This is a genomic window from Microbacterium sp. P03 (assembly GCF_043556235.1).
Classification (GTDB): Bacteria; Actinomycetota; Actinomycetes; order Actinomycetales; family Microbacteriaceae; genus Microbacterium.
Map to the genome: position 1 here is coordinate 276,106 of NZ_JBIGIM010000004.1, position 21,416 is coordinate 297,521.

A 21,416-nucleotide genomic window follows, 5' to 3' on the forward strand; every position below is an offset into this window, starting at 1 on the left:
CCACCGGCGGCGAAGGAGACGGTGCCGCCGGTCGCCGGCGCTGGGTATCGTCGGGGCATGAACGCACGCGCCGACGCCGCAGCGCCGTCCGCCTCCACCTGGGCGCATCGGGCCGATATCGCGCAGCAGAGCATCGACGAGTTCTTCGGCGCCGATGACCGTCGGATCGCACATATGACGTTCCCGCGGCGGCTGCACGAGCCGTTCCACTACTGGTGGCTCGCACATCTGGTCGACGTCCGGCTCGATGCGTTCGAGCGCACCCGGCGCGTGGCATGGGCGGAGGATGCCGCGCGCGTGGCACGCGGCATCCGTCGTCGTAACCGGGGGTCGCTGTACAACGACTACTTCGACGACATGCTCTGGTTCGCGCTCGCCCTGCAGCGCCTGCGCACCGCCGCGGGCGACGTCGCGGCCGGCGAGGATGCGCGCGCGCTGTGGGAGTACTCGTTCCGGCGCGGCTGGAACGACGCGTTCGGGCAGAGTCTGGCCTGGCGGACGCAGCAGCTCGCGTACAAGAACACGCCGGCGAACGGCCCGTTCGCGATCCTCGCGGCCCGCCTCGCCGCAGCCGACGGCGACCCGCGAGCCCTCGAGTATGCGCGGCGCGGATTCGACTGGCTCACGACCCGCATGCGCGGGGCCGACGGGATCGTCGACGACGGGGTCAACCGCACCGGCGACGGCACGGTCGACCACTGGCGCTTCACCTACAACCAGGGCCTCTACATCGGGGCGGCCGTCGAGATCGGGCGGGCGACCGGCGATCGCACACCCCTACGGGCCGCGGAGGAGACCGCGCTCGCGACCATCCGGCAGCTCACCGGTGGCGGTGTCTTCGTGAGCGAGGACGACGGCGGCGACTCCGGGCTGTTCCGCGGCATCTTCTACCGCTACCTCGGGCTGCTGCTGCCGCACCTCGACCCCGGTGCGGCCGGGCGCCTCGAGCTGGTCGCGTTCGTGCGCGGGAGCACCGACTCCCTCTGGGAGAGCGCGCAGCGCGACGGCCTCATGCTCGCCGGCGACGACTGGCGCAGCACCCCGACCGGCCGGGTGAGCCTGGCCACGCAGCTGAGCGCCGTCATGGCCGTCGAGATGCGTGCGGCCCTCGAGCGCTCGGAGGCGATCGGCGTCGGCACCCCGGCCTAGGCTGGCTCCATGCGTCTTGCGACCTGGAATGTGAACTCCGTCCGTGCCCGCGTCGACCGCATCGTCGACTTCGCCGTGCGCGAGAGCGTCGACGTGCTCACGATGCAGGAGATCAAGTGCAAGACCGAGCAGTTTCCCTACGAGGCCTTCGAGGACGCGGGTTTCCACGTCGAGGCGTACGGCTTCTCGCAGTGGAACGGGGTCGCCATCGCAAGCCGCTCGGCGATGACCGACGTCGCCACGTCCTTCCCCGGCATGCCGGGATTCGCGAAAGGCCACGAGGGGCCGGATGCTCCACAGGAGGCCCGCGCGATGGGGGCGACCATCGACGGGGTGCGGGTGTGGAGCCTGTACGTGCCCAACGGGCGCTCGCTGGGCGATCCGCACTACTACTACAAGCTCGACTGGCTGAGCGCCCTCACCGCGCACGTGCGGGACGAGCTGGCAGCCGACCCCGACGCGGCGCTCGCGCTGACCGGTGATTTCAACATCGCTCCGACGAACGCCGACAACGGCGACCCCGCCGTGGTCGAGGGGTTCGCGACGCACGTGTCGCCCCCGGAGCGCGAGGCGTTCGCCGCCCTGGAGGCGGCCGGGCTGACAGACGTCGTGCGTCCGCTGGTGCCGACCGGCTTCACGTACTGGGACTACAAGCAGCTGCGCTTCCCCCGCAACGAGGGCATGCGCATCGACTTCGTGCTGGGTTCGCACGCGTTCGCCGACGCCGTGGCGGGCGCGGCCATCCACCGCAACGAGCGCAAGGGCGAGGCACCGAGCGACCACGTTCCGGTCGTCGTCGACCTCGATCTGAACGGCCCCGACGACGACGACGATCGACCGATGATCTTCTGAGGCCGCTTCGCGTGACGCCGGCGGCTACATCTGACCCGTCGTGGGCTTCCCGTCCGGGGCGTAGCGCAGCTGGACGGCGGTGTTCCCCGCGACCGGCGGTTCGAGCAGCCGGAGCCGCGCAGGCACCGCGCCGTCCGGGAACACTTTGCGTCCCTGCCCGAGGACGATGGGGTGCACCCAGAGTTTCAGTTCGTCGTACGCCTCGACGGCGAGCAGCGACTGCACGAAGTCGATGCTGCCGATCACATGGATGTTCTCGTGGACGTCGCGGAGTGCGGTGACGGCGGCCACCGCATCCTCTCCCAGATGGGTTGTTCCTGCCCATTCGGGGACGAACGGATGCCGTGAGGCGACGTACTTCGGAATCTCCGCGAAACGACGTCCGACCGGGGTGCCGGTGTGCTGCGGCCAGTATGCCGCGAAGATGTCGTAGGTGCGGCGTCCGAGCACGAGCGCATCCATCGCTTCGATGCCGGCGCCGACGAGCTCGGCGATCCTCTCGTCCTCGACGGGCGCCTGCCAGCCGCCGAACTCGAAGCCACCGGAAGTGTCCTCGTCGGGTCCGCCCGGGGCCTGCGCGACGCCGTCGAGCGTGGTGAACAGATCTATCGTGATCCGACCGGTCATGGACCCTTTCTACCCGTTCGTCACCTCCCCCGCACGGGGGATGCCTCACCGCCGGGCTGCCCGTAGCGTGGGGGCGTGGCATCCGCTCCTCCCACCCCACGCCCGCAGCGGCTGGCGCCGACCCGGCAGCAGCTGCGCAACGACGTCGTCCTGGCCGCCGTCATCTTCGTCGGCGCGCTCCTGAGCTCGGTGCTCAGTGCGATCGCCGGCGTCTACGGCGACGAGCAGGGTCCGATGCAGTACGCGATCGTCTACGCCTTCGTGCTGGCGGCGCCCCTGGCCGCGCGACGGCGATGGCCGGCCATCGTCGCGGTGATCATCGCGGTCGCCTACTTCGCGGCCGTCAGCCTGCGCGTGCCCGAGATCTACGTCGGCAACATCGCCATGTTCATCTCGTTCTACACGGTCGGCGCGTGGTCGCCCCGCCGTCGGCGCGCCGCGATCGTCCGCGGCGGCATCATCGTCGGCATGTTCGTGTGGCTGCTCGCCACGATGTACGGCGAGGCCCTCACCCACGCCGAAGACGCCGGAGTGGTCGCCGGGGCGTTCAGCCCCTTCATCGCCAGCGCGATGCTCAACATCCTCGTGAACGCGCTGTACTTCGGCGGCGCCTACTACTTCGGCGAGCGCGCCTGGACGGCCGCCGCCGAACGCGACGTGCTCGTGCAGCGCACCGCCGAGCTCGAGCGCGAACGCGAGGTCACCGCGGCGCAGGCGGTGGCCCTCGATCGCGTGGGCATCGCCCGAGAGCTGCACGACGTCGTCGCCCACCACGTGTCGGTGATGGGTGTGCAGGCGGCCGCGGCCGGTGCCGTGCTGCCGACGGATCCAGATGCCTCGGCCCGCCTGATCACGGGCATCGAGGCATCCGCTCGCGAAGCCGTCGACGAACTGCACCGGCTGCTCGACACCCTGCGTACACCCGGCGCGACCGACGACGCCCCCGCCTCGACGATCGGCCTCGAGTCGCTCCCCGTGCTGGTGGCCGCCTCGGATGCCGCCGGACTGCCCACATCGTTCACCATCGTCGGCGAGCCGGCGCCGGTGCCGGCCGTGACTCAGGTCAACATCTATCGCATCGCCCAGGAGGCCCTCACGAATGCGCGGCGTCATGCCGGGCCGGATGCCGCAGCCGACGTGCGCCTGCGCTACGGGCCGGACTCGCTCGAACTGGAAGTCGTCAACACCGGACGCGCCGCCGTGACGGTGCGGCCGGGGCTCGGCCAGCTCGGGATGCGCGAGCGCGCCGTCGCCTCGGGGGGCACGATCGAGATCGGTCCGCGCCCGCGCGGCGGTTTCCGCGTGCGGCTCGCCGTCCCGTTGGGCGCGTCGTGATCCGCGTGCTCCTGGCGGACGACCACGCCGTGATGCGCGCGGGGTTCCGGACGATCCTCGAGTCGGCCGGCGACATCACCGTGGTCGGCGAGGCCGGCACCGGAGCGCAGGCGGTGGCTGCAGCATCCGAGCTCGCACCCGACGTGATCTGCATGGACGTGCAGATGCCCGACATGGACGGACTCGAGGCGACGAGGCGCATCGTCGCCGATGCGACGTCGAGCGCGCGGGTCGTGATCGTCACGACGTTCGACCGCGACGACTATCTCTTCGAGGCGCTGGATGCCGGGGCCAGCGGCTTCCTTCTGAAGAACGCCGGCGCGAGCGAGCTCGTCGCGGCCGTGCGCGTGGTGGCGGGCGGCGACGCGCTGCTGGCCCCGGCGGTCACCCGTCGAGTGATCGAGCGCTTCGGGTCGGTGCGGGCCGTGACGGCACCGGCCGCGGACGAGAGGCCCGGTCCCTCACCGCTGACCGAGCCGCTGACCGAGCGTGAGGCCGAGGTGCTGCGACTGCTCGCCGACGCCCGCAGCAACGCCGAGATCGCCGCCGAGCTGTACATCGGTGAGGCGACCGTCAAGACGCACGTCTCGAACGTGCTGCAGAAGCTGGGCGCGCGCGACCGCGTGCACGCGGCCGTGCTGGCGCTCCGCCACCACCTGGTCTGAGCGACCGCTCGACGCCCGCGCGCCGCGACCTCGGCGCCAAGGCCTCGTCGCCCGGCCCTCCCCGGCCGCGCCGCACCCTCGGCGCCGCGAACGGTCGCGACATGCCGTACGTTCCGCGCCACCGCGTGTCCCAGCGGCGTGTCGCGACCGTTCGCGCGGCTTCCGCGACGCCGCACGACCCCGGACGCCGCCTCATCCGCACGGCGCGGGCCACCTCCCCCTCACGCTCGCGAGATCTCCGCCCCACGGGGGATCCGGCCGGGACGCGGCATCCGTAGCGTGATTCGCATGCTGCAACTCACAGATCTCGACAAGAGCTACGGCACGCATCGCGTGCTCGACCACGTCGGCTTCGAAGTGCGCCCGGGACGCCTGACAGGCTTCGTCGGAGGCAACGGCGCCGGCAAGACCACCACGATGCGGATCGTGCTGGGCGTGCTCGGCGCCGACGGAGGCACCGTCACGCTCGACGGCACCCCGGTATCGACCGACGACCGCCGACGCTTCGGGTACATGCCCGAGGAACGCGGCCTTTATCCGAAGATGAAGGTGCTCGAGCAGATCACCTATCTGGCGCGCCTGCACGGGTATTCGAAGACGGATGCCGCGGCATCCGCCACTGCTCTGCTCGAGCGCCTCGGTCTGGGCGAACGCCTGAACGACAACGTCGAGACGCTCTCGCTGGGTAACCAGCAGCGGGCGCAGATCGCCGCGGCGCTCGTGCACGACCCGGAGGTGCTGATCCTGGACGAGCCCTTCTCCGGGCTGGACCCGATCGCCGTCGACGTGGTCGCCGCGGTGCTGCAGGAGCGCGCCGCGTCGGGTGTCGCGGTGCTGTTCTCCTCCCATCAGCTCGACCTGGTCGAGCGGCTCTGCGACGACCTCGTCATCATCGCCGGCGGCACCATCCGCGCGACCGGCGAGCGCGAAGCACTGCGCGCCGCGCACTCCCGCCATCGCTACGAGCTGGTCACCGTCGGGGATGCCGGGTGGCTTCGAGGTGAGCCCGGAGTGGACATCGTCGATTTCGACGGCGGATACGCCCTGTTCGAGGTCGATTCCGAGGACACCGCGCAGCGCGTCCTGCGCGAAGCCGTCACCCGCGGAGCCGTCGGCAGCTTCGCCCCGCAACGTCCGAGTCTGGCCCAGATCTTCCGGGAGGTCGTGAAATGAGCACTGCAACACGAGGCACCGCCGACAACGGCACCGCTCAGAAGGGCGCCGGCACCACGAGCGCCGGCGGGAGGAGCTCCGGCACGCGCCCGAGCGCCCCGAGCGAGGCGGCCGCAGTCTGGCTCGTCGCCGAACGCGAGATCGGCACCAAGCTCCGCAGCAAGGCGTTCCTGATCTCCTCGGCGATCCTCTTCATCGCCGCGCTGGCCGGGATCGTGTTCGGGGGGCTGAGCGCGCAGAACCAGGGCGGGACGCCGGTGGCGATCACCGCGGACGCCGCGTCGCTGCTCACCTCGACGGAGGGACTGGAGGTCACCGAAGTGGCCGACCGCGCCGCCGCCGAGAAGCTCGTGACCGACGGCACGGTCGACGCCGCCATCGTCGCCGACCCCTCGGCCACACCGTTCGGCTACGTGCTGATCGCGAACTCATCCGCCCCGAGCGGCTTGACGATGCAGCTGTCGGAGGTGCCGAGGGTGGAGCTGCTGGATCCGTCGCAGACCGATGACATCGTGCGCTACTTCGTCGCGATCAGCTTCGGCGTGGTCTTCCTGATGGCGGCGAGCCTGTTCGGGTCCACCATCGCCGCGAGCGTCGTCGAAGAGAAGCAGACGCGCGTGGTCGAGATCCTCATCTCGGCGATCCGGGCACGCACGCTCCTCGCCGGCAAGGTGATCGGCAACACGATCCTGGCCATGGCGCAGATCCTCGTGCTGGCGGCGATATCCATCGTCGGGCTCACGATCATCGGTCAGAGCGAGCTGCTCGAACTGCTCGGAGCGCCCATCCTCTGGTTCGCGGTGTTCTTCCTGTTCGGGTTCGTGCTGCTGGCCGCCCTGTTCGCCGCGGCCGGCGCGATGGTCTCCCGTCAGGAGGACATCGGCTCGACGACGTTCCCGATCACGATCCTCATCATGGCGCCGTACTTCCTGGTCATCTTCTTCAACGACAACCCCACGGTGCTGGCGATCATGTCCTACGTGCCGTTCTCCGCCCCGGTGGGCATGCCGATGCGCCTGTTCCTCGGCGAGGCGCAGTGGTGGGAGCCGTTGGTGTCGATCGTCATCCTCATCGCGACATGCGTCGCGGCGATCCTGCTCGGCGCGAAGATCTACCAGAACTCCCTGCTGCGCATGGGCAGTCGCGTCAAGCTGGTCGAGGCGCTCCGCGGCTGAGCCGACGACGACGAGGAGCGGATGCCGCGGCCACTGGTCGCGGCATCCGCTCCTCGCGTGCCAACCGGGCGCGCTCAGCGCTCCGAGCGGGCCACCAGCGCGTCCGCGGCGCGCACCAGCGCCAGGTGCGACAACGCCTGCGGGGTGTTGCCGACGTGCCGCCGCAGCGTGACGTCGTACTCCTCCGACAGCAGCCCCACGTCATTGGCCAGCCCGCAGACACGGTCCATCAGCTCGTGCGCGTCAGCGAGGCGCCCGCTGCCCGCGTACTGCTCGACGAGCCAGAACGAGCAGGCGAGGAACGGATGCTCGGTCCCGGGCAGTCCGTCGACATCGGACGCCGTGCGGTACCTGTGCAGGAGACCCGCGTGCATCAGCCGGCGCTCCAGCTCGGCGACGGTGCCCAGCATGCGCGGATCATCCGGGGCGCAGTAACCCACCTGCGGCAGCAGCAGGAGCGCGGCGTCGACCTCGGTCGAGCCGTAGCTCTGCACGAAGTGCCCGCGCGCCTCGTCGTAGCCGCTCGTGTCGATCTCGGCGCGCATGCGGTCGCACAGCGCCTCCCAGCGCTCGAGCTCGCCCGGCATCCCGTGCTCGCGGACAGCCCGGACGCCACGATCGAACGCCGCCCAGATCATGACGCGGGAGTGCGTGAACATGCGCGGTTCGCCGCGGATCTCCCAGATGCCGTTGTCGGCGCGGCCGATGTTCTCCTCGACGTAGCCCAGGAGCGCGCGCTGGAGCGGCCACGAGTACTCGCCCTCGTCGACGCCCGCCACACGCGCGGCCTCGAGCGCGACCATGACCTCGCCGATCACGTCGGCCTGGTACTGCTCCACGGCCCCGTTGCCGATGCGCACCGGTGCCGCGCCGTCGTATCCGGGGAAGTTGTCGAGCTCGCGTTCGGTCAGCCGACGTTCGCCGGCGATGCCGTACATGATCTGCACGTCTGCGGGTGAGCCGGCGATCGCCCGCACGAGCCACCGTCGCCACTGCACGGCCTCTTCCGTGAAGCCGTGGCTGATGAGCGCCTCCAGGGTCAGCGACGCATCACGGAGCCACACGTAGCGGTAGTCCCAGTTGCGCGAGCCGCCGAAATCCTCGGGGAGCGATGTCGTGGCGGCCGCGACGATACCGCCGGTGTCTTCGTGCGTGAGCGCGCGCAGCACGAGGAGCGACCGCACGACCGCTTCGTGATGCGGCCCGTCGTGTTCGATGCCGTCCGCCCACTGCCGCCACCACGCGGCCGTTGTCTCGAAGGCGGCGTCGACGTCGACGGGATCGGGGATGAGCCGGTGCGACGGGAACCAGGTGAGGGTGAGGTCGGCGACCTCCCCCGCCGACACCGTCACCGTTCCCGTGTGAGCGTGGTCGGTCGCGCGGAGCGCGGCGCCGCGCAGGACGAGTGCGTCGGGCCCTGCCGTCGCGACGAGGGCGGGCGCGGCATCCGTCCCCGCCTGACGCATCCAGGGCATCGAGCGCGCGTAGTCGAAGCGGACGCGCAGCTCCTGCGTGAACTCGACCGTTCCCTCGAGCCCCCGGATGCGGCGGATCACGTCGGGACGACGGTCGCCGTAGGGCATCACGTCCGCGACCTCGGCGACACCGGCCGCCGTCTCCCAGCGGGTGAGCAGCACGAACCCGTCGCCGTCATAGCGGCGCGATGTCTGCGCGTGCGGGTCGGTGGGACGCAGCATCCATCGCCCGTGATCCTCGGTGCCCAGAAGCGCCCCGAACGTCGACGGAGAGTCGTAGCGGGGAAGGCACAGCCAGTCGATACTGCCCTCCCGCGACACGAGCGCCGCCGTGTGGCAGTCGCTCAGAATCGCATAGTCCTCGATGGGTGCAGCCATGCGTCGAGTCTTACAGTGTTGCGCGGTCTAGGGTGGCGCCATGGCCACCGACACGACCCTGATCATCCTCGGCGCTTCCGGCGACCTCACCTCGCGGCTGCTGCTGCCTGCGCTCGGGCAGCTGCTCACGCGCGAGCGCGAACGGCGCATCCGCCTGATCGGCGCCGGGATCGACGACTGGGACGACGAGCGGTGGCGCAAGACGGTCGCCACCTCGTTCGCGAAGGTGAACGCTGCGGGCGCGGGCGTGAACCGTCTGCTGAAGGAGACCGACTACCGGCAGGTCGACATCACGTCCGCGGAGGACATGGCGGGACTGCTGGCCGGGATAGACGGCAAGGTCGCGCTGTACTTCGCCGTGCCGCCCGCCGTCGCCGCCGCATCGTGCGAGGCCCTCGCGAGGATCGACGTGCCGGCGGGACTGATGCTGGCGCTGGAGAAGCCGTTCGGCACGGACCAGGCCAGCGCACACGTCCTGAACGAGCAGCTCGCCAAGATCGTCCCCGAGAACCAGGTCTACCGGATCGACCACTTCCTGGGCCGCTCCACGGTGCTGAACGTCCTCGGCGCGAGGTTCTCGAACCGCATCTTCGAGCCGGTGTGGTCGTCGGCGCACATCGACTCCGTCGTGATCCGCTTCGACGAGGCGCTGGGGCTCGAGGGCCGCGCCGGCTACTACGACAAGGCCGGCGCGCTGATCGACATGATCCAGAGCCACCTGCTGCAGATCCTCGCCGTCGTGGCGATGGATCCGCCCGCGACCCTCGACGCCGTCGACCTCCGCGACGCGAAGGGCGCCGTGCTGAGGGCGACCAGCGTGTGGCAGGACGACCCGATCGACAACTCGCATCGCGCCCGGTACACGGCCGGCAAAGTCGGTCGCCGGTCGCTGCCCGCCTACGCGGACGAACCCGGGGTCGATCCGAATCGCGAGACCGAGACCCTCGCCGAGATGACCGTCGGCATCGCCAACTCGCGCTGGGAGGGCGTGCCCTTCACGCTCCGCTCCGGCAAGGCGCTCGGCGGCCTGCGGCGCGAGATCGTCATCACCTTCAAACCGGTGACGCACCTGCCGACCGGATTCACCGGCTCGACCGCACCGTCGGTGCTCCGCCTCTCGCTCGACCCCGCCGTCATGTCGCTCGAGATCAACTTCAACGGCCCGGGCGACGCGTTCGCCCTCGACCGGGCGGCGCTGGACACCGACCTCGCGCAGGGCGGGATGCTGGCCTATGCCGAAGTGCTCTCGGGCATCCTCGACCAGGACCCGACGCTCGCCGTCCGCGGCGACACCGCCGAGGAGTGCTGGCGGATCGTGCAGCCGGTGCTCGACGCGTGGCGTGACGGCGCGGTGCCCCTCGACGAGTACGCCGCGGGCACGACCGGGCCGGCGTCCTGGCCGGCGCTCTGACGCGTCAGTCGTCCTGGAGCACGGCCAGAACGTTGCCGGCGGGGTCGCGGAACCACGCGATGTCGGGTCCTCGACCGTCGCCCCGCACGATCCCGCGCTCGTCCGAGGGGAAGTCCTCGTCGGCGTAGATCTTGGTCTCGACCCCGCGGGAGTTCAGGTCGATCACCGCCTCGTCGATGTTCGCGACGGGGAAGTTCAGAATCGTGAAACCCGCCGGTTCATGGTTGGGCTTCGAGTAGATCAGGATGCCGGCGCCCGACGCGAGATGGAGCTCGAGGAATCCCATCGCATTGTCGGAGACCTCGAGCCCGAGCGTCTCGCCGTAGAACGTGCGTGCCGCGTCGATGTCGTCGACGCTGAATCCGCTGAATGCCTTGTCGGTCGTGAACATGTCTCCACGATGCACCCGGTGGACCGGCGTGTCCAGGGGCCGCTGCATCCGCTCTTCCCGTCGTTGGTCAGAACCGCCGGGAATGTATTCGAGCGCATGGTGTTGGACCTCCGTGGGTCGATGGCGCCCCCGACAATTCCGCACTCGTCCGAAGGAACAGCCATGAACACCTCCCTGCAGACCGCCCGCTCCGCCCAGACCGACAGCCCCGTGCTCGACGTCCTCGCCGATCGCTGGAGCCCCCGCGCCTACGACACCTCGGCGCCCGTCGACGAGGAGAAGCTGGCGAGCGCGCTCGAGGCGGCTCGCTGGTCGCCGTCCGCCAACAACACCCAGCCGTGGCGCTTCATCGTCGCCCGCCGTGGAACCGACGCGCACGCGACTGTCGTCGACGCGCTGATGGGATTCAACAAGGTGTGGGCCGGCGATGCCGGCGCGATCATCATCGGTGTCGCCGAGACCACGGCCGAAGACGGCACGCCCATGCATTTCGCGACCTACGACCTCGGCCAGGCGGTCGCGCACCTGAGCGTGCAGGCCCACCACGACGGCCTGTACGTCCACCAGATGGGCGGCTTCGACCGCGCAGCCGTCAGCGCGGCTTTCGGTCTGGACGAGCGTTTCACCCCCACGGTCGCGATCGCCATCGGTGCGCTCGGCGACCCGGCCGCCCTCCCCGAGGCCCTTCAGGAGCGCGAGGCGGCCCCCCGCGTGCGTCGTCCCCTGGCGGAATCGCTCATCGCCGCCGCGTGAGGGCCTGACGGCTGCACCGGCCGGGCAGCAGCCGGCGGGCAGCCGCCGTCACGCCGCAGTCATCGCTCGTCGAGCCGCAGTTCGAAGCAGAGCGAATTCGGCATCGTCTCCCGGTAGGGCTCGTAGACCGGGATCGGTGTGAAGCCGGCCTTGGTGTAGAGGGCGAGCGACTCCTGCTGGGGATGCCCCGTCTGCAGGACGACCCGGCGCGCACCGCCGGCGCGGGCCCGGTCGATGACGGTCGCGGTCAGGGCGGAACCGACACCGCGTCGTCGTGCCCACGCGGGGACGACGAGACGCTTGAGCTCCCATTCGTCGCTGCGTCGACGCAGCATGACGTGCCCGAGCGGGGTGCCGTCGTCGTCGAGCGCGAGCCAGGTGGCGACGACCTCTTCGGGGTGCACGCGAAGGGCTTCGGTGCGGGCCGCGGTCAGCTCCGGGGACTCCCCCGCGTTCTGCGTCCCATAGCGCTCTGTCAGGTCTTCGTCGAGCACGCGCCGGAGTGCCACCGCGCGGGGGTCGTCGACGCCGACGTCTTCGATGCGGATGGTCACGATCTCCAGTCTGACCCACCGCACGCGGCGCGACTACGATCACATCGTGCAGGCACTCCGCTATGACGCCTACGGCGTCATCCCCTCCCTGGTCGAGATCGACAGCCCGCCGTTGCCCGACGACGGCGTGCTCATCGCGGTGCGCGCAACGGGCGTATGCCGATCGGACTGGCACGCCTGGCAGGGACACGACCCCGTGGATCTTCCTCAGGTCCCCGGCCACGAGTTCGCGGGAGTCGTCGCGGCCGTCGGACCCGAGGTGACGACCCTCGAAGTGGGCGATCGGGTCACCGCGCCGTTCGTCTGCGGCTGCGGCCGATGCGAGTGGTGTCTGGCCGGCGAGGCGCAGATCTGTCCCCACCAGTCGCAGCCCGGCTTCACGATGCCCGGGACCTTCGCCGACCTGGTGGCCATACCCGCTGCCGACTTCAACGTCGTGCACCTGCCCGACGCCGTGGACTTCGTCGCCGCAGCCTCCCTGGGCTGCCGCTTCGCGACCGCCTACCGGGCGGTCACCGTCCACGGTCGCCCGAAGCCCGATGAATGGGTGGCCGTCCACGGGTGCGGCGGCGTCGGTCTGTCGGCGGTCATGATCGCGACTGCTCTCGGGGCCCGGGTGATCGCCGTCGACCGGTCCCTGGACGCTCTGCGCGCAGCGAGGGACTTCGGTGCCGAAGTCGTCCTCGAGGCGGGCGACGACACCGTCACCGCGATCCATGAGGTGACCGGCGGGGGCGCGCGCGTCTCACTCGACGCCGTGGGCACGAGCGCGACCGCCATCGCGTCGATCGCGTCCCTGCGTCCGCGCGGACGCCACATCCAGGTCGGCCTGTTACTGGGGGGCGACGCCGCGCCCGCGATACCGATGGGACAGGTCATCACGAAAGAGCTGGAGCTCTACGGTTCGCACGGCATGGCCGCCCGCGACTACCCCGGCATGCTGGAGCTCGTGGCTTCCGGCGCCCTCCGCCCCGACCGCCTGGTCGGGGAGGTGATCGAGCTGGCGGATGCCGGAGCCGCTCTCGCCGCGATGAGCGGGCCTCCGACGACACACGGGGTGACCGTCGTGCGGATGCCGGAGCCCGCGCTCGAGTGATGCGTCGGCGCTTCCCCCCAAAAGATGGCCGGCCCGACGAATGTCCGCCGGCCCGACCACCTTCGGAACAAGGGCTCAGCCCCGCCCGTGCGCTCGCCGGGATCGCCGAGCGAGGGCGTCGAGCGAGACGGCGATCAGCACGACCGCGCCCGTCACCATGTACCGGATCGACGGATCCATGTTCAGCAGCGTGAGTCCGCTCGTGATCGACTGGATCACGATGATCCCGAGCAGCGCTGCGAAGGCAGAACCGCGCCCGCCGAAGAGGCTCGTGCCGCCGATCACCGCGGCCGCGATCGCGTTGAGGTTCGTGTCCCCCGCGCCGCTCGATTGGGAGGCCGCGGCAAGTCGGCCGGCCGCGAGGATGCCCCCGACCACGGCTAAGGTCGACGCGATGACGAAGACGGACGTGTATACGCGGACGACGTTGATCCCCGCCCGTCGCGCCGCTTCCCGGTTGCCACCGACGGCGAACACCGATCGACCCCAGGACGTGCGCGTCAGCGCATAGTTCGCGATGAGCACGAGGGCGACGAAGAGGACGACCATCCAGCCGATCCCCCGAGCGCCGTCGTAGAGGTAGAACACCACGAACACCAGGACGGCCGCCAGAACCGCGGCTCCGATGAGGATTCCGGTGAGGGACGGCGCTGAGAGACCGGCCTTGGCGCGTCCGCGAGAACGGGCGATCTGCGTGATGGCGAGTGCCGCCGCGGTGGCGACAGCGAGAACATACGCGATGGGCTGTGGAACGAAGGCGAGCTGACCGAACACCACGATCGGTGAATCGAACGGCAGATTGATGGTGCCGCTGGGGCCGAGGACGAACAATTGCAGCCCGAGGAACCCGAGCAGACCCGCCAAGGTGATCACGAACGACGGCACTCCGACGATGTTGTAGATGGCGGCGTAGAAGAAGCCGATCAGCACTCCGACGGCGATGGCCGCCCCGATGGCGGCCCAGAGCGGCCATCCGTTGTTCACGCTGTAGACGGCCATGATCGCGGCGGCCAGACCGCTCACCGACCCGACCGACAGATCGATCTCGCCGAGGAGAAGGACGAAGACGATTCCGAGAGCGAGCACTCCGACGGCGACCGACTGCATGAGCAGATTGCTGAGGTTGCGGCTGGAGAGGAACGTCGGGTTCAGGGCCTGGAAGACCGACCAGATGATGACGAGACCCACGATGACGGGCAGGAAGCCGAGGTCTCCCCCACGAAGCTTGTCGACGAGGGACTTCAGTTGGCCGCGCGCGCCCGCACCCGCTGGCCGCAGGCGCTCGTCCTGAAGGTCGGTGGGGGGTTGGATGGCGGTCATGATTCGATCCCTTCACTCGCCTCGCGCGTTGCTTGGCGTCGACTGACTGCGTTGTCCTGGGAGCCGGTGATAGCGGCGATGATGTCGTTCTGATTGGCGTCCTTCACGGCGAACTCGCCGTTGTTCTTCCCGAGACGCAGAACGACGACCCGGTCGGCGACCATCCGGACATCGTCCATGTTGTGGCTGATGAGGATGACCCCGTGCCCGCGTTCGCGGAGCCGCTCGACGAGGTTCAGGACCTCGGCGGTCTGCGCGACACCGAGTGCGGCGGTCGGCTCGTCGAGCATGACGAGCTTCGGCTCGCCCAGCAACGACCGGGCGATGGCCACCGTCTGGCGCTGACCGCCTGAGAGGGCCGCGATCGGAATCCTCACGGAGGGGATCTTGGCGGACAGCTGCCGCAGGAGGCTCCAGGCACGAACCTCCATCTCGATCTCGTTCAATCGCACCGGGGAGAGCTCGCGACCGAGGAAGAGGTTCTGGACGACGTCGAGGTTGTCGCAGAGCGCGAGATCCTGGAAGACGGTCGCGATTCCATGCTCGATGGCGGCGGTGGGGCTCTGCAGGCGGATCTCCTCCCCTGCGAAGGTGATGGTCCCGGAGTCGGGCTGGTGCACTCCGGCGAGCACCTTGATGAGCGTGGACTTGCCGGCTCCGTTGTCGCCGACGAGGGCGACGACTTCACTGGAGTGCACATCGAGGTCGATGTCCGTCAGGGCAGCGACGGCCCCGAAGCTCTTGCTGACTCCCCGCAGAGACAAGACGAGGTGGGGGTTGGGTGTGGTTTCCGTTTCGGTGGGCATCGTGACTCCTCTCAAGGAAGGGGTGCGATCATGCGTATCGCCTGATCGCACCCCTTCGGCTTGGTTCTACTGGATACCCAGTTCCGTGCACGCCGCCGCGTACTCGGCGGTGCAGATCTGGTCCGCGGTGTAGATGCCACCGTCGAAGATGACCTCCTTGACGTTCTCCTTCGTGACGACGGTCGGCTCGAAGAGCTGAGCCGGCGTGTCGAAGAGCGTCGTGTCGGCCGTCGGGGTCTCGCCGTTCAGCAGCTGCACAGCGACATCAGCAGCCGCACCGGCCACCGTTGCGATGGGCTTCGAGATGGTGTTGAACTGGCTTCCCGAAACGATGCGCTGGATCGCGGCCACCTCCGCGTCGTTACCCGAAACCAGCGGCAGCGGGGTGACTCCGTCAGCCGTGAGTGCGGCGATCGAGCCGCCCGCCGTTCCATCGTTCGCGGCGATGACGCCCACGATCTGGTTGGAGAATTCCGCGATCTGGCCGCTCACCCAGTCCTGTGCCTTCTGCGGATCCCACGCCGGCGTGTCGTAGGCGGCCAGGAGCTCACGGCCGTTCTCCTGGATCGCCTTGTCCACGCCATCGCGGATGAGGCCGGCGGCGTTGTCCGTGGGCGAACCGTTGACCTGGAGCACTCCCCCGGTCGCACCGTCCGCGTCCAGCTGCGTGAGCACCGACTCGGCGATCGCGTATCCGATGGCCTCGTTGTCGAACGACACGTAGAAGTCCGCGGCGATGTCCACGATGGGGCGGTCGTACGTGACCACCTTGATGCCCTGTGACTGAGCATTCTGGACGATGGCGGCTGCGGCCTTGGTGTCGACGGCGTCCAGGACGATCACCTGGGCTCCGTCGGCGATGGCCGCCTCGGCCTGCTCCTGCTGCGTGGAGGGATCTCCTGCCGCGTTCTGATAGTTGACGGTGCAGTCCGGGCACAGCTCCGCAACCTTTTCTTTGAAGAGCGGAGCATCCTGCTGCTCGTATCGGGTGGAAGCGAGGTCGGGCATCAAGAAGGCGATCGTGCCGGACGACGCCGCCTCGCCCCCACCCGTGGACCCCCCGCCCGCTGTTCCCCCGGAGCAAGCAGTGAGGGAGATGATCATCGCGGTGGCGCCGAGCGCGGCCGCGACCAAGGTCTTTGACTTCATTGTGTGTACCTCTCGACTTCGAGAACCCCGGGGTGACGATCACCGAGGGTGGGGCGACTGGCCTGGTCTGCCTACTGTGAAGACCGGGCACGGTAATCATAGCAATCCGAGCGGTAATTCTGTCAATCAAAATGGTAATTCTCACATCGGCGTTGATGGCCACTGCGGGAGCGCTCATGCGGGCGACTACTGTGTGAGGAAGCGCGAATGATCACGCCACCCAGCACATGTCGACTGTCACACATCCACGAGCCACCCTGTGAGCGCGATCCTCTGCGTGGACGCGGGTACCTCTGTGATCAAGTCGGTCGTCTTCTCCGCCGACGGGCGGGAGCTCACCGTGTCACGACGCCCCACGCGGGTGTCGAGGCCGGAGTCGGGCCGGGTCGAGCAAGATATGGCGGACGTCCTCGGCGCCGTGCTCACCACCATGAGGGAGGCCGTCGCCGCCTCATCGGAGCCGGTGACGTCGATCGCGATCACGGCACAGGGCGACGGCTTCTGGCCCGTGGGCGCGGATGAACGTCCTGCCGGCGACGCGATCCTCTGGAACGATGGGCGGGCCGACGGGGTCCTCGCCGCCTGGGAGGCCGACGGCACTTTGGAGCGGGTATTCCGTATCAACGGATCCCTCGGCAACAAGGGGCTGCCCAACGCGATCATGCGTCATCAGCTCGACCGCGGCCCGGGACTGGACGGCGTCGATTGCGTCCTGACCTGCGGAAGCTGGATCTTCCTCGCGCTCACGGGCGTGCGGGGGTTGCATTTCTCCGAGGCGTCCGCTCCGTGGCTGGACGTCCACACCGGCGGCGGATCAGGAATGCTGCTCGAGCTCTACGGGCTGCAGGACCACGCCACGCTCGTGCCCCGCGTGCTGGAGGGCGACGAGCTCGTGCAACCACTGCGACGCGACATCGCCCTGTCTGCCGGACTCGAACCGAATACGCCCGTGGTCCTCGCCCCGTACGACGTGGTGGCCACCGCTCTGGGCAGCGGCGCAGTGGACGTCGCAGACGCCTTCTGCATTCTGGGCACCACCCTCTGCGCGGGGGTGATCGAGGCGCACGCCGACACCACAGGCGAGCCGGGCGGGCTGACGCTGCTCACCGGGCACGGCCCCTCCGTCGTACGCGCCTTCCCCACGCTGGCGGGCACGGGCGTCGTGGATTGGACCGCTCAGCTGCTGGGATTGCCGGATGCGGCGGCACTCACCGAGCTCGCGAGCCAGTCACCCCCCGGGGCTAACGGAGTGATCATCTGGCCCTACCTTTCGGGCGTGGGCGAGCGCGCGCCTTTTCTGGATCGGTCCGCGAGAGGCACGATCGGAGGCCTCCATTTCGCGCACTCCCGCGCTGACATCGCCCGGGCATGCCTGGAGGGACTCGCCTATGTGATCAAGGAATGCGCGTCGGCAGCGAGTACGAGTTCGACCGCGCTGGCGATGTCGGGCGGGGGCTCGGGCAACTCGTTCTGGTGCCAGATCGTGGCGGACGTGACAGGGGTCCCCGCACTGCGGCCGGCCGACAGCCAGGTGGGCGCGAAGGGCGCGATGATCGCCGCGGCCGTGAGCAGAGGTCTTTACGCCGACGCCGACGAGGCGGCACGTCACCTCGTGCGGCATACTCGTGTGTTCGAACCCGATGCCTCTGTCGCTCCGCTCTACGCGGATCGTTTCGAGACCTTCACACGGACCAGGACGTCGATGTCGCTGTACGCGAAGGACCCGGAACAGCCATCGCGCTGAATCGCTCTCACATGGCGATCTCAGCGACGCGCTCGATCGCGAGGCCGGCCCGATACCGTTCGAGGAACTTCAGGTAGCCGGCGATGTCCGACTCGTGAGGAACCACGGCCTGCGCGATCGCTCCCGCGAAGACCCGGGTCTCCAGGTAGTCCGCGAGCGAGGAACCATCGCCGGCGCGTACCGCGCTCCGATAAGCGGCCAGCACGGCGATGCCCCAGGATCCGCCTTCCGACGCCGTTTCGACCACCGCCACCGGATGCCCGATCGCCGCTGCCAGCATCTTCTGACCCACCCCGGCCGTCGTGAACAGACCGCCGTGCGCGTGCATGGTGTCGACGGCTACGCCCTCCTCCTCGAGGGCTCTCAGACCGATGCTGAGCGCACCGAAGGAGCTGAAGATCTGCGCCCGGATGAGATTGGCGAGTGTGAGCCTGCTGCCGGGCGTGCGCACGAGCATGGGTCGCCCCGCGGAGACACCCACGATGGGCTCGCCTGCCAGGAAGTTGTATGCGAGGAGCCCGCCGCAGTCGTCGTCCCCGTCCAGAGCCTCGGAGAGCAGGGTCCGGAAGACGGTGTTGCGGTCGACGGGGTTGCCGATCGCCGCGCTGAAACTCTCGAACACGGAGGCCCATTCCGCCAGCTCGCCGGTTCCGTTGATGCAGTGGATCATGGCGACGCGCTCACCGGAGGGTGTGGTCACGAGATCCACATCCGAGGCGACATCGGGAAGAGACGCCTCCAACACGATCATTGCGAACACCGACGTGCCGACGCTGATGTTCCCCGTCCTGACAGCCACGGAGTTCGTCGCGACCATCCCCGTGCCCGCATCCCCCTCCGGCGGGCATAACGCACTCCCGGCCTCCAGACCACCGCTCGGATCCAGCAGCAGCGCGCCGCGCGCGGTCAGGCTGCCGCCGTCGGCCCCCGCGTTCAGCGGGATCGGCAGAAGGTCGCTCAGTCGGGTCCCCGGCTGCCGCGCATGCGCGAGGCGGTCGAATGCCTCGAGCCTGCGGGCATCCCACTGGTGGGAGTGGGAGTCGATGGGGAACATGCCGGAGGCATCCCCCAGCCCCAGGACCCGCTGATCGGTGAGTTGCCAATGGACGTATCCGGCAAGCGTCGTCAAGAACCGGATGTCGGCGACATGCGGCTCGGCGTCGAGCATGGCCTGGTAAAGGTGTGCGACCGACCAGCGGCGGGGAATGCGGCACCCCAACGCGGCGGTCAGCTGCCGCGCCGCTTCGTCGGCCGTGGTGTTCCGCCAGGTGCGGAATGGCACGAGGAGCCCGCCGTCGCCGTCGAACGCGAGGTATCCGTGCATCATCGCGGAGATCCCGATCGCTGCGAATCTGCTCGGCCGGACGCCGAGACTCCGTTCGCAGTCATCCAGAAGGGCTCGGACGGCCGCCTGCAGTCCGGTCCAGACCTCGCCCAGCGGGTAGGTCCATGATCCATCGATCAGGCGGCTGCTCCACTCGAAGGAACCGGTCGCCAGCACGGAGTGGTCAGAACCGATGAGGCTCGCTTTGATGCGGGTCGACCCCAGCTCCACGCCCAGCGTCCCACGACCGTGGCGGACCTGGTCTGCTCCGCTCACGCCGGGAACAGTGCTGTCGCCGTGCATGAGATCCGCGTACTCAGAGATCTACGGCGTTGGGCAGGATCACCAGATCGCGGACGACCACATGCGGGGGGCGGGTGAGCATGAACAGCACGGCGGCGGCGACTTCTTCGGGCTGCATCAAGCTGCCCGACGCAAGCGCCTCATCCATCTTGGCCTTCGGCCAATCATCCAGCAGCGCAGTCACCACCGGTCCGGGAAGGACGGCGCCGACGCGGACCCCGTGCTCGGAGACCTGCCGACGGGTGGTGTGCACGAAAGCCTGGACGGCGAACTTGGACGCGGTGTAGATGGGTTCCCACACCACGGGAACGACTCCTGCGATGGAGCTCGTGAAGAGGACATCGCCGGACTTCTGCGCGATGAAGTGCGGCAGCACGGAACGGACGCTTCGGAATGCGGCTTTGACGTTGAGATCCAGCACACGGTCCCACTCGTCAGGATCGCCATCGGCTACCGGGCCGCCGACGTAGGCTCCCGCATTCGCGTGGAAGATGTCGAGCCGCCCGGTGATGCCGAGGACACCATCGAGGATGCCGTCCGTCTGCGCCGGATCCAGCAGGTCGACGACGAGCGCTTCCGCCCGCGACCCCAGCTTCTCCGTCAGTTCGCCGAGCTTCTTCCGGTCTCGATCCACGAGCACCACGGTGGCACCCGCGTCGATCATCGCCGTGGCGCAGGCCAGCCCGATCCCCGAAGCGGCTCCTGTCACGGCGGCGACCTTGCCTGCCAATGCATCACTCATCGATGAGTCCTTTCCCGGGCACAGCCTTCGGCCGCAGGCGCCGACGAGAGCAGATCGGAGCGCACGCGAGACCGCTGCACACCACGTGCGGTTCGTCAGTACGCCCTCACAGTACCACCCTGAGTGGTAATCCTGTCAAAGTGTTTGGTAATTCGCGTGGGCTCGACGATCGATTCAGGAAGGATGCTCGATGCGCGCGATGTGCACGGCCGTGACCTCGGCGATGGCATCGACGGTCGCCGACGGGACGTCGTCAGTCAAAATGACGTCCGTGAAGTCCGCAATGGATGCGTAGCGGAAGAGCGAGGTGTGGCCCACCTTCGACCCGTCCATCATCAGCACGCGACGGCGACCCGTGTGCAACTGCACCCGCTTCATGCTCACCACGTCCTGCTCCTGGTGATAGGTCATCCGCGTATCCATGGTCGACGTCGACTGGAACGCGATGTCCACCGCATAGGCCTCGATGTTCGTCTGGTCCGGAGGCCCGATGAAGGAATCGTGCGTCAGCGAGTAGCGGCCGCCGATGATGATGACGTTCAGATCGGGGTTCTCACGCGTCAACTCAAGAACCTGCCGGTAATTCGTGACGATCGTCAGAGCCCCTCTCGGGGCCAGGAGACGGGCGAGTGCCAGCACCGTCGTCGAGTCGTCGAGCATGACGGAGCTGCCGGGCTCGACGAACTCCGCGGCCACACGCGCCAATGCTTCCTTCGCCTCGGTGCGTCGGTTCATGCGGAAGTCCGAACTGGATTCGAAGACACTTGTGGGCAGAGCCGAGACACCGCCGTGGAACTTGCGCACGAGGCCGCGCGTGGAGAGGTCGTCGATGTCGCGATGGACGGTCATGAGACTGCGTCCGGTGACCTCTGTGAGTTCGGCTGCGGTCGCCTGGCCGGCCGCCATCACGAAATCGAGGATCTTCCGCTGGCGCTCGGAAGGCGACAGGGAACCACGGCGGTCGTTGGGCATGATCGGAACCTCCGATAGCACT

Annotated in this window: 20 protein-coding genes; 10 read left to right on the plus strand and 10 right to left on the minus strand. The window is 68.9% G+C overall.

What is annotated here, in order from left to right; all coding sequences use genetic code 11:
* Positions 1-57 precede the first annotated feature (57 nt).
* Complete coding sequence (locus ACFXOO_RS12585; RefSeq protein WP_378852887.1) at positions 58-1,149, plus strand: glycoside hydrolase family 76 protein; 1,092 nt, start codon at positions 58-60, stop codon at positions 1,147-1,149.
* 9 nt (positions 1,150-1,158) lie between these two features.
* Positions 1,159-2,001 carry an exodeoxyribonuclease III gene (locus tag ACFXOO_RS12590; RefSeq protein ID WP_378852885.1) on the plus strand — a complete coding sequence of 281 codons (843 nt, stop codon included), beginning with the start codon at positions 1,159-1,161 and terminating at the stop codon, positions 1,999-2,001.
* A gap of 24 nt (positions 2,002-2,025) precedes the next feature.
* Here ACFXOO_RS12590 and ACFXOO_RS12595 read toward each other — a convergent pair whose 3' ends face one another.
* Positions 2,026-2,628: a dihydrofolate reductase family protein gene (locus ACFXOO_RS12595; protein ID WP_378842814.1), complete on the minus strand. Its 603-nt coding sequence runs from the start codon at positions 2,626-2,628 to the stop codon at positions 2,026-2,028.
* 75 nt (positions 2,629-2,703) lie between these two features.
* Here ACFXOO_RS12595 and ACFXOO_RS12600 point away from each other — a divergent pair, with 75 nt between their 5' ends.
* The 4 genes from ACFXOO_RS12600 (at position 2,704) to ACFXOO_RS12615 (ending at position 6,976) form a co-directional block, all read left to right on the plus strand.
* Positions 2,704-3,963, plus strand: a complete 1,260-nt coding sequence (locus ACFXOO_RS12600) for a sensor histidine kinase (RefSeq protein ID WP_394563775.1) — start codon at positions 2,704-2,706, stop codon at positions 3,961-3,963.
* Positions 3,960-4,628: a response regulator gene (locus ACFXOO_RS12605; protein WP_394563776.1), complete on the plus strand. Its 669-nt coding sequence runs from the start codon at positions 3,960-3,962 to the stop codon at positions 4,626-4,628. Before ACFXOO_RS12600 ends, ACFXOO_RS12605 begins: the two co-directional genes overlap by 4 nt.
* A 288-nt stretch (positions 4,629-4,916) precedes the next feature.
* Entirely contained in the window at positions 4,917-5,801 is an 885-nt protein-coding gene (locus ACFXOO_RS12610) for an ABC transporter ATP-binding protein (RefSeq protein WP_378852877.1), read from the plus strand.
* Positions 5,798-6,976, plus strand: coding sequence for an ABC transporter permease (locus ACFXOO_RS12615; protein WP_394563777.1), 1,179 nt, complete (start codon positions 5,798-5,800; stop codon positions 6,974-6,976). Before ACFXOO_RS12610 ends, ACFXOO_RS12615 begins: the two co-directional genes overlap by 4 nt.
* A 74-nt stretch (positions 6,977-7,050) precedes the next feature.
* Here ACFXOO_RS12615 and ACFXOO_RS12620 read toward each other — a convergent pair whose 3' ends face one another.
* Positions 7,051-8,829 carry a glycoside hydrolase family 15 protein gene (locus tag ACFXOO_RS12620; RefSeq protein WP_394563778.1) on the minus strand — a complete coding sequence of 593 codons (1,779 nt, stop codon included), beginning with the start codon at positions 8,827-8,829 and terminating at the stop codon, positions 7,051-7,053.
* 40 nt (positions 8,830-8,869) lie between these two features.
* Between ACFXOO_RS12620 and ACFXOO_RS12625 the strand changes: the two genes are divergently transcribed.
* A complete protein-coding gene (locus ACFXOO_RS12625) occupies positions 8,870-10,240 on the plus strand; it encodes a glucose-6-phosphate dehydrogenase (RefSeq protein WP_378852873.1) in 1,371 nt (456 codons plus the stop codon).
* A gap of 4 nt (positions 10,241-10,244) precedes the next feature.
* Here the strand turns inward: ACFXOO_RS12625 and ACFXOO_RS12630 are convergent, their stop codons facing one another.
* Positions 10,245-10,631, minus strand: a complete 387-nt coding sequence (locus ACFXOO_RS12630; protein ID WP_378842801.1) for a VOC family protein — start codon at positions 10,629-10,631, stop codon at positions 10,245-10,247.
* Positions 10,632-10,793: 162 nt separating this feature from the next.
* Between ACFXOO_RS12630 and ACFXOO_RS12635 the strand changes: the two genes are divergently transcribed.
* Positions 10,794-11,384, plus strand: coding sequence for a nitroreductase family protein (locus ACFXOO_RS12635; RefSeq protein WP_378842799.1), 591 nt, complete (start codon positions 10,794-10,796; stop codon positions 11,382-11,384).
* A 59-nt stretch (positions 11,385-11,443) separates the two neighbouring features.
* Here ACFXOO_RS12635 and ACFXOO_RS12640 read toward each other — a convergent pair whose 3' ends face one another.
* Complete coding sequence (locus ACFXOO_RS12640; RefSeq protein WP_394563780.1) at positions 11,444-11,938, minus strand: GNAT family N-acetyltransferase; 495 nt, start codon at positions 11,936-11,938, stop codon at positions 11,444-11,446.
* 46 nt (positions 11,939-11,984) lie between these two features.
* Here ACFXOO_RS12640 and ACFXOO_RS12645 point away from each other — a divergent pair, with 46 nt between their 5' ends.
* Positions 11,985-13,034 (plus strand): zinc-dependent alcohol dehydrogenase family protein, encoded by a 1,050-nt coding sequence (locus tag ACFXOO_RS12645; RefSeq protein ID WP_394563781.1) that lies wholly within the window; start codon positions 11,985-11,987, stop codon positions 13,032-13,034.
* 75 nt (positions 13,035-13,109) lie between these two features.
* Here ACFXOO_RS12645 and ACFXOO_RS12650 read toward each other — a convergent pair whose 3' ends face one another.
* The 3 genes from ACFXOO_RS12650 to ACFXOO_RS12660 form a co-directional block, all read right to left on the minus strand.
* Positions 13,110-14,354: a sugar ABC transporter permease gene (locus ACFXOO_RS12650; protein ID WP_378842795.1), complete on the minus strand. Its 1,245-nt coding sequence runs from the start codon at positions 14,352-14,354 to the stop codon at positions 13,110-13,112.
* The gene (locus ACFXOO_RS12655) at positions 14,351-15,160 is read right to left on the minus strand and encodes an ATP-binding cassette domain-containing protein (RefSeq protein WP_378842793.1); all 810 of its coding nucleotides are present in this window, start codon (positions 15,158-15,160) and stop codon (positions 14,351-14,353) included. Before ACFXOO_RS12655 ends, ACFXOO_RS12650 begins: the two co-directional genes overlap by 4 nt.
* Before the next feature lie 66 nt (positions 15,161-15,226).
* Positions 15,227-16,309, minus strand: coding sequence for a substrate-binding domain-containing protein (locus tag ACFXOO_RS12660; RefSeq protein WP_378842791.1), 1,083 nt, complete (start codon positions 16,307-16,309; stop codon positions 15,227-15,229).
* Between the two features lie 277 nt (positions 16,310-16,586).
* Here ACFXOO_RS12660 and ACFXOO_RS12665 point away from each other — a divergent pair, with 277 nt between their 5' ends.
* Positions 16,587-18,053: an FGGY family carbohydrate kinase gene (locus ACFXOO_RS12665; RefSeq protein WP_394563813.1), complete on the plus strand. Its 1,467-nt coding sequence runs from the start codon at positions 16,587-16,589 to the stop codon at positions 18,051-18,053.
* Positions 18,054-18,060: 7 nt separating this feature from the next.
* Here the strand turns inward: ACFXOO_RS12665 and ACFXOO_RS12670 are convergent, their stop codons facing one another.
* The 3 genes from ACFXOO_RS12670 to ACFXOO_RS12680 all read right to left on the minus strand — a co-directional run bounded on the left by ACFXOO_RS12670 (position 18,061) and on the right by ACFXOO_RS12680 (position 21,394).
* Positions 18,061-19,680: a xylulokinase gene (locus ACFXOO_RS12670; RefSeq protein WP_394563782.1), complete on the minus strand. Its 1,620-nt coding sequence runs from the start codon at positions 19,678-19,680 to the stop codon at positions 18,061-18,063.
* 13 nt (positions 19,681-19,693) lie between these two features.
* A complete protein-coding gene (locus tag ACFXOO_RS12675; RefSeq protein ID WP_378842785.1) occupies positions 19,694-20,422 on the minus strand; it encodes an SDR family oxidoreductase in 729 nt (242 codons plus the stop codon).
* A gap of 174 nt (positions 20,423-20,596) precedes the next feature.
* On the minus strand, positions 20,597-21,394 hold the full coding sequence (locus tag ACFXOO_RS12680) for a DeoR/GlpR family DNA-binding transcription regulator (protein ID WP_378842783.1): 798 nt from the start codon (positions 21,392-21,394) through the stop codon (positions 20,597-20,599).
* Positions 21,395-21,416 lie beyond the last annotated feature (22 nt).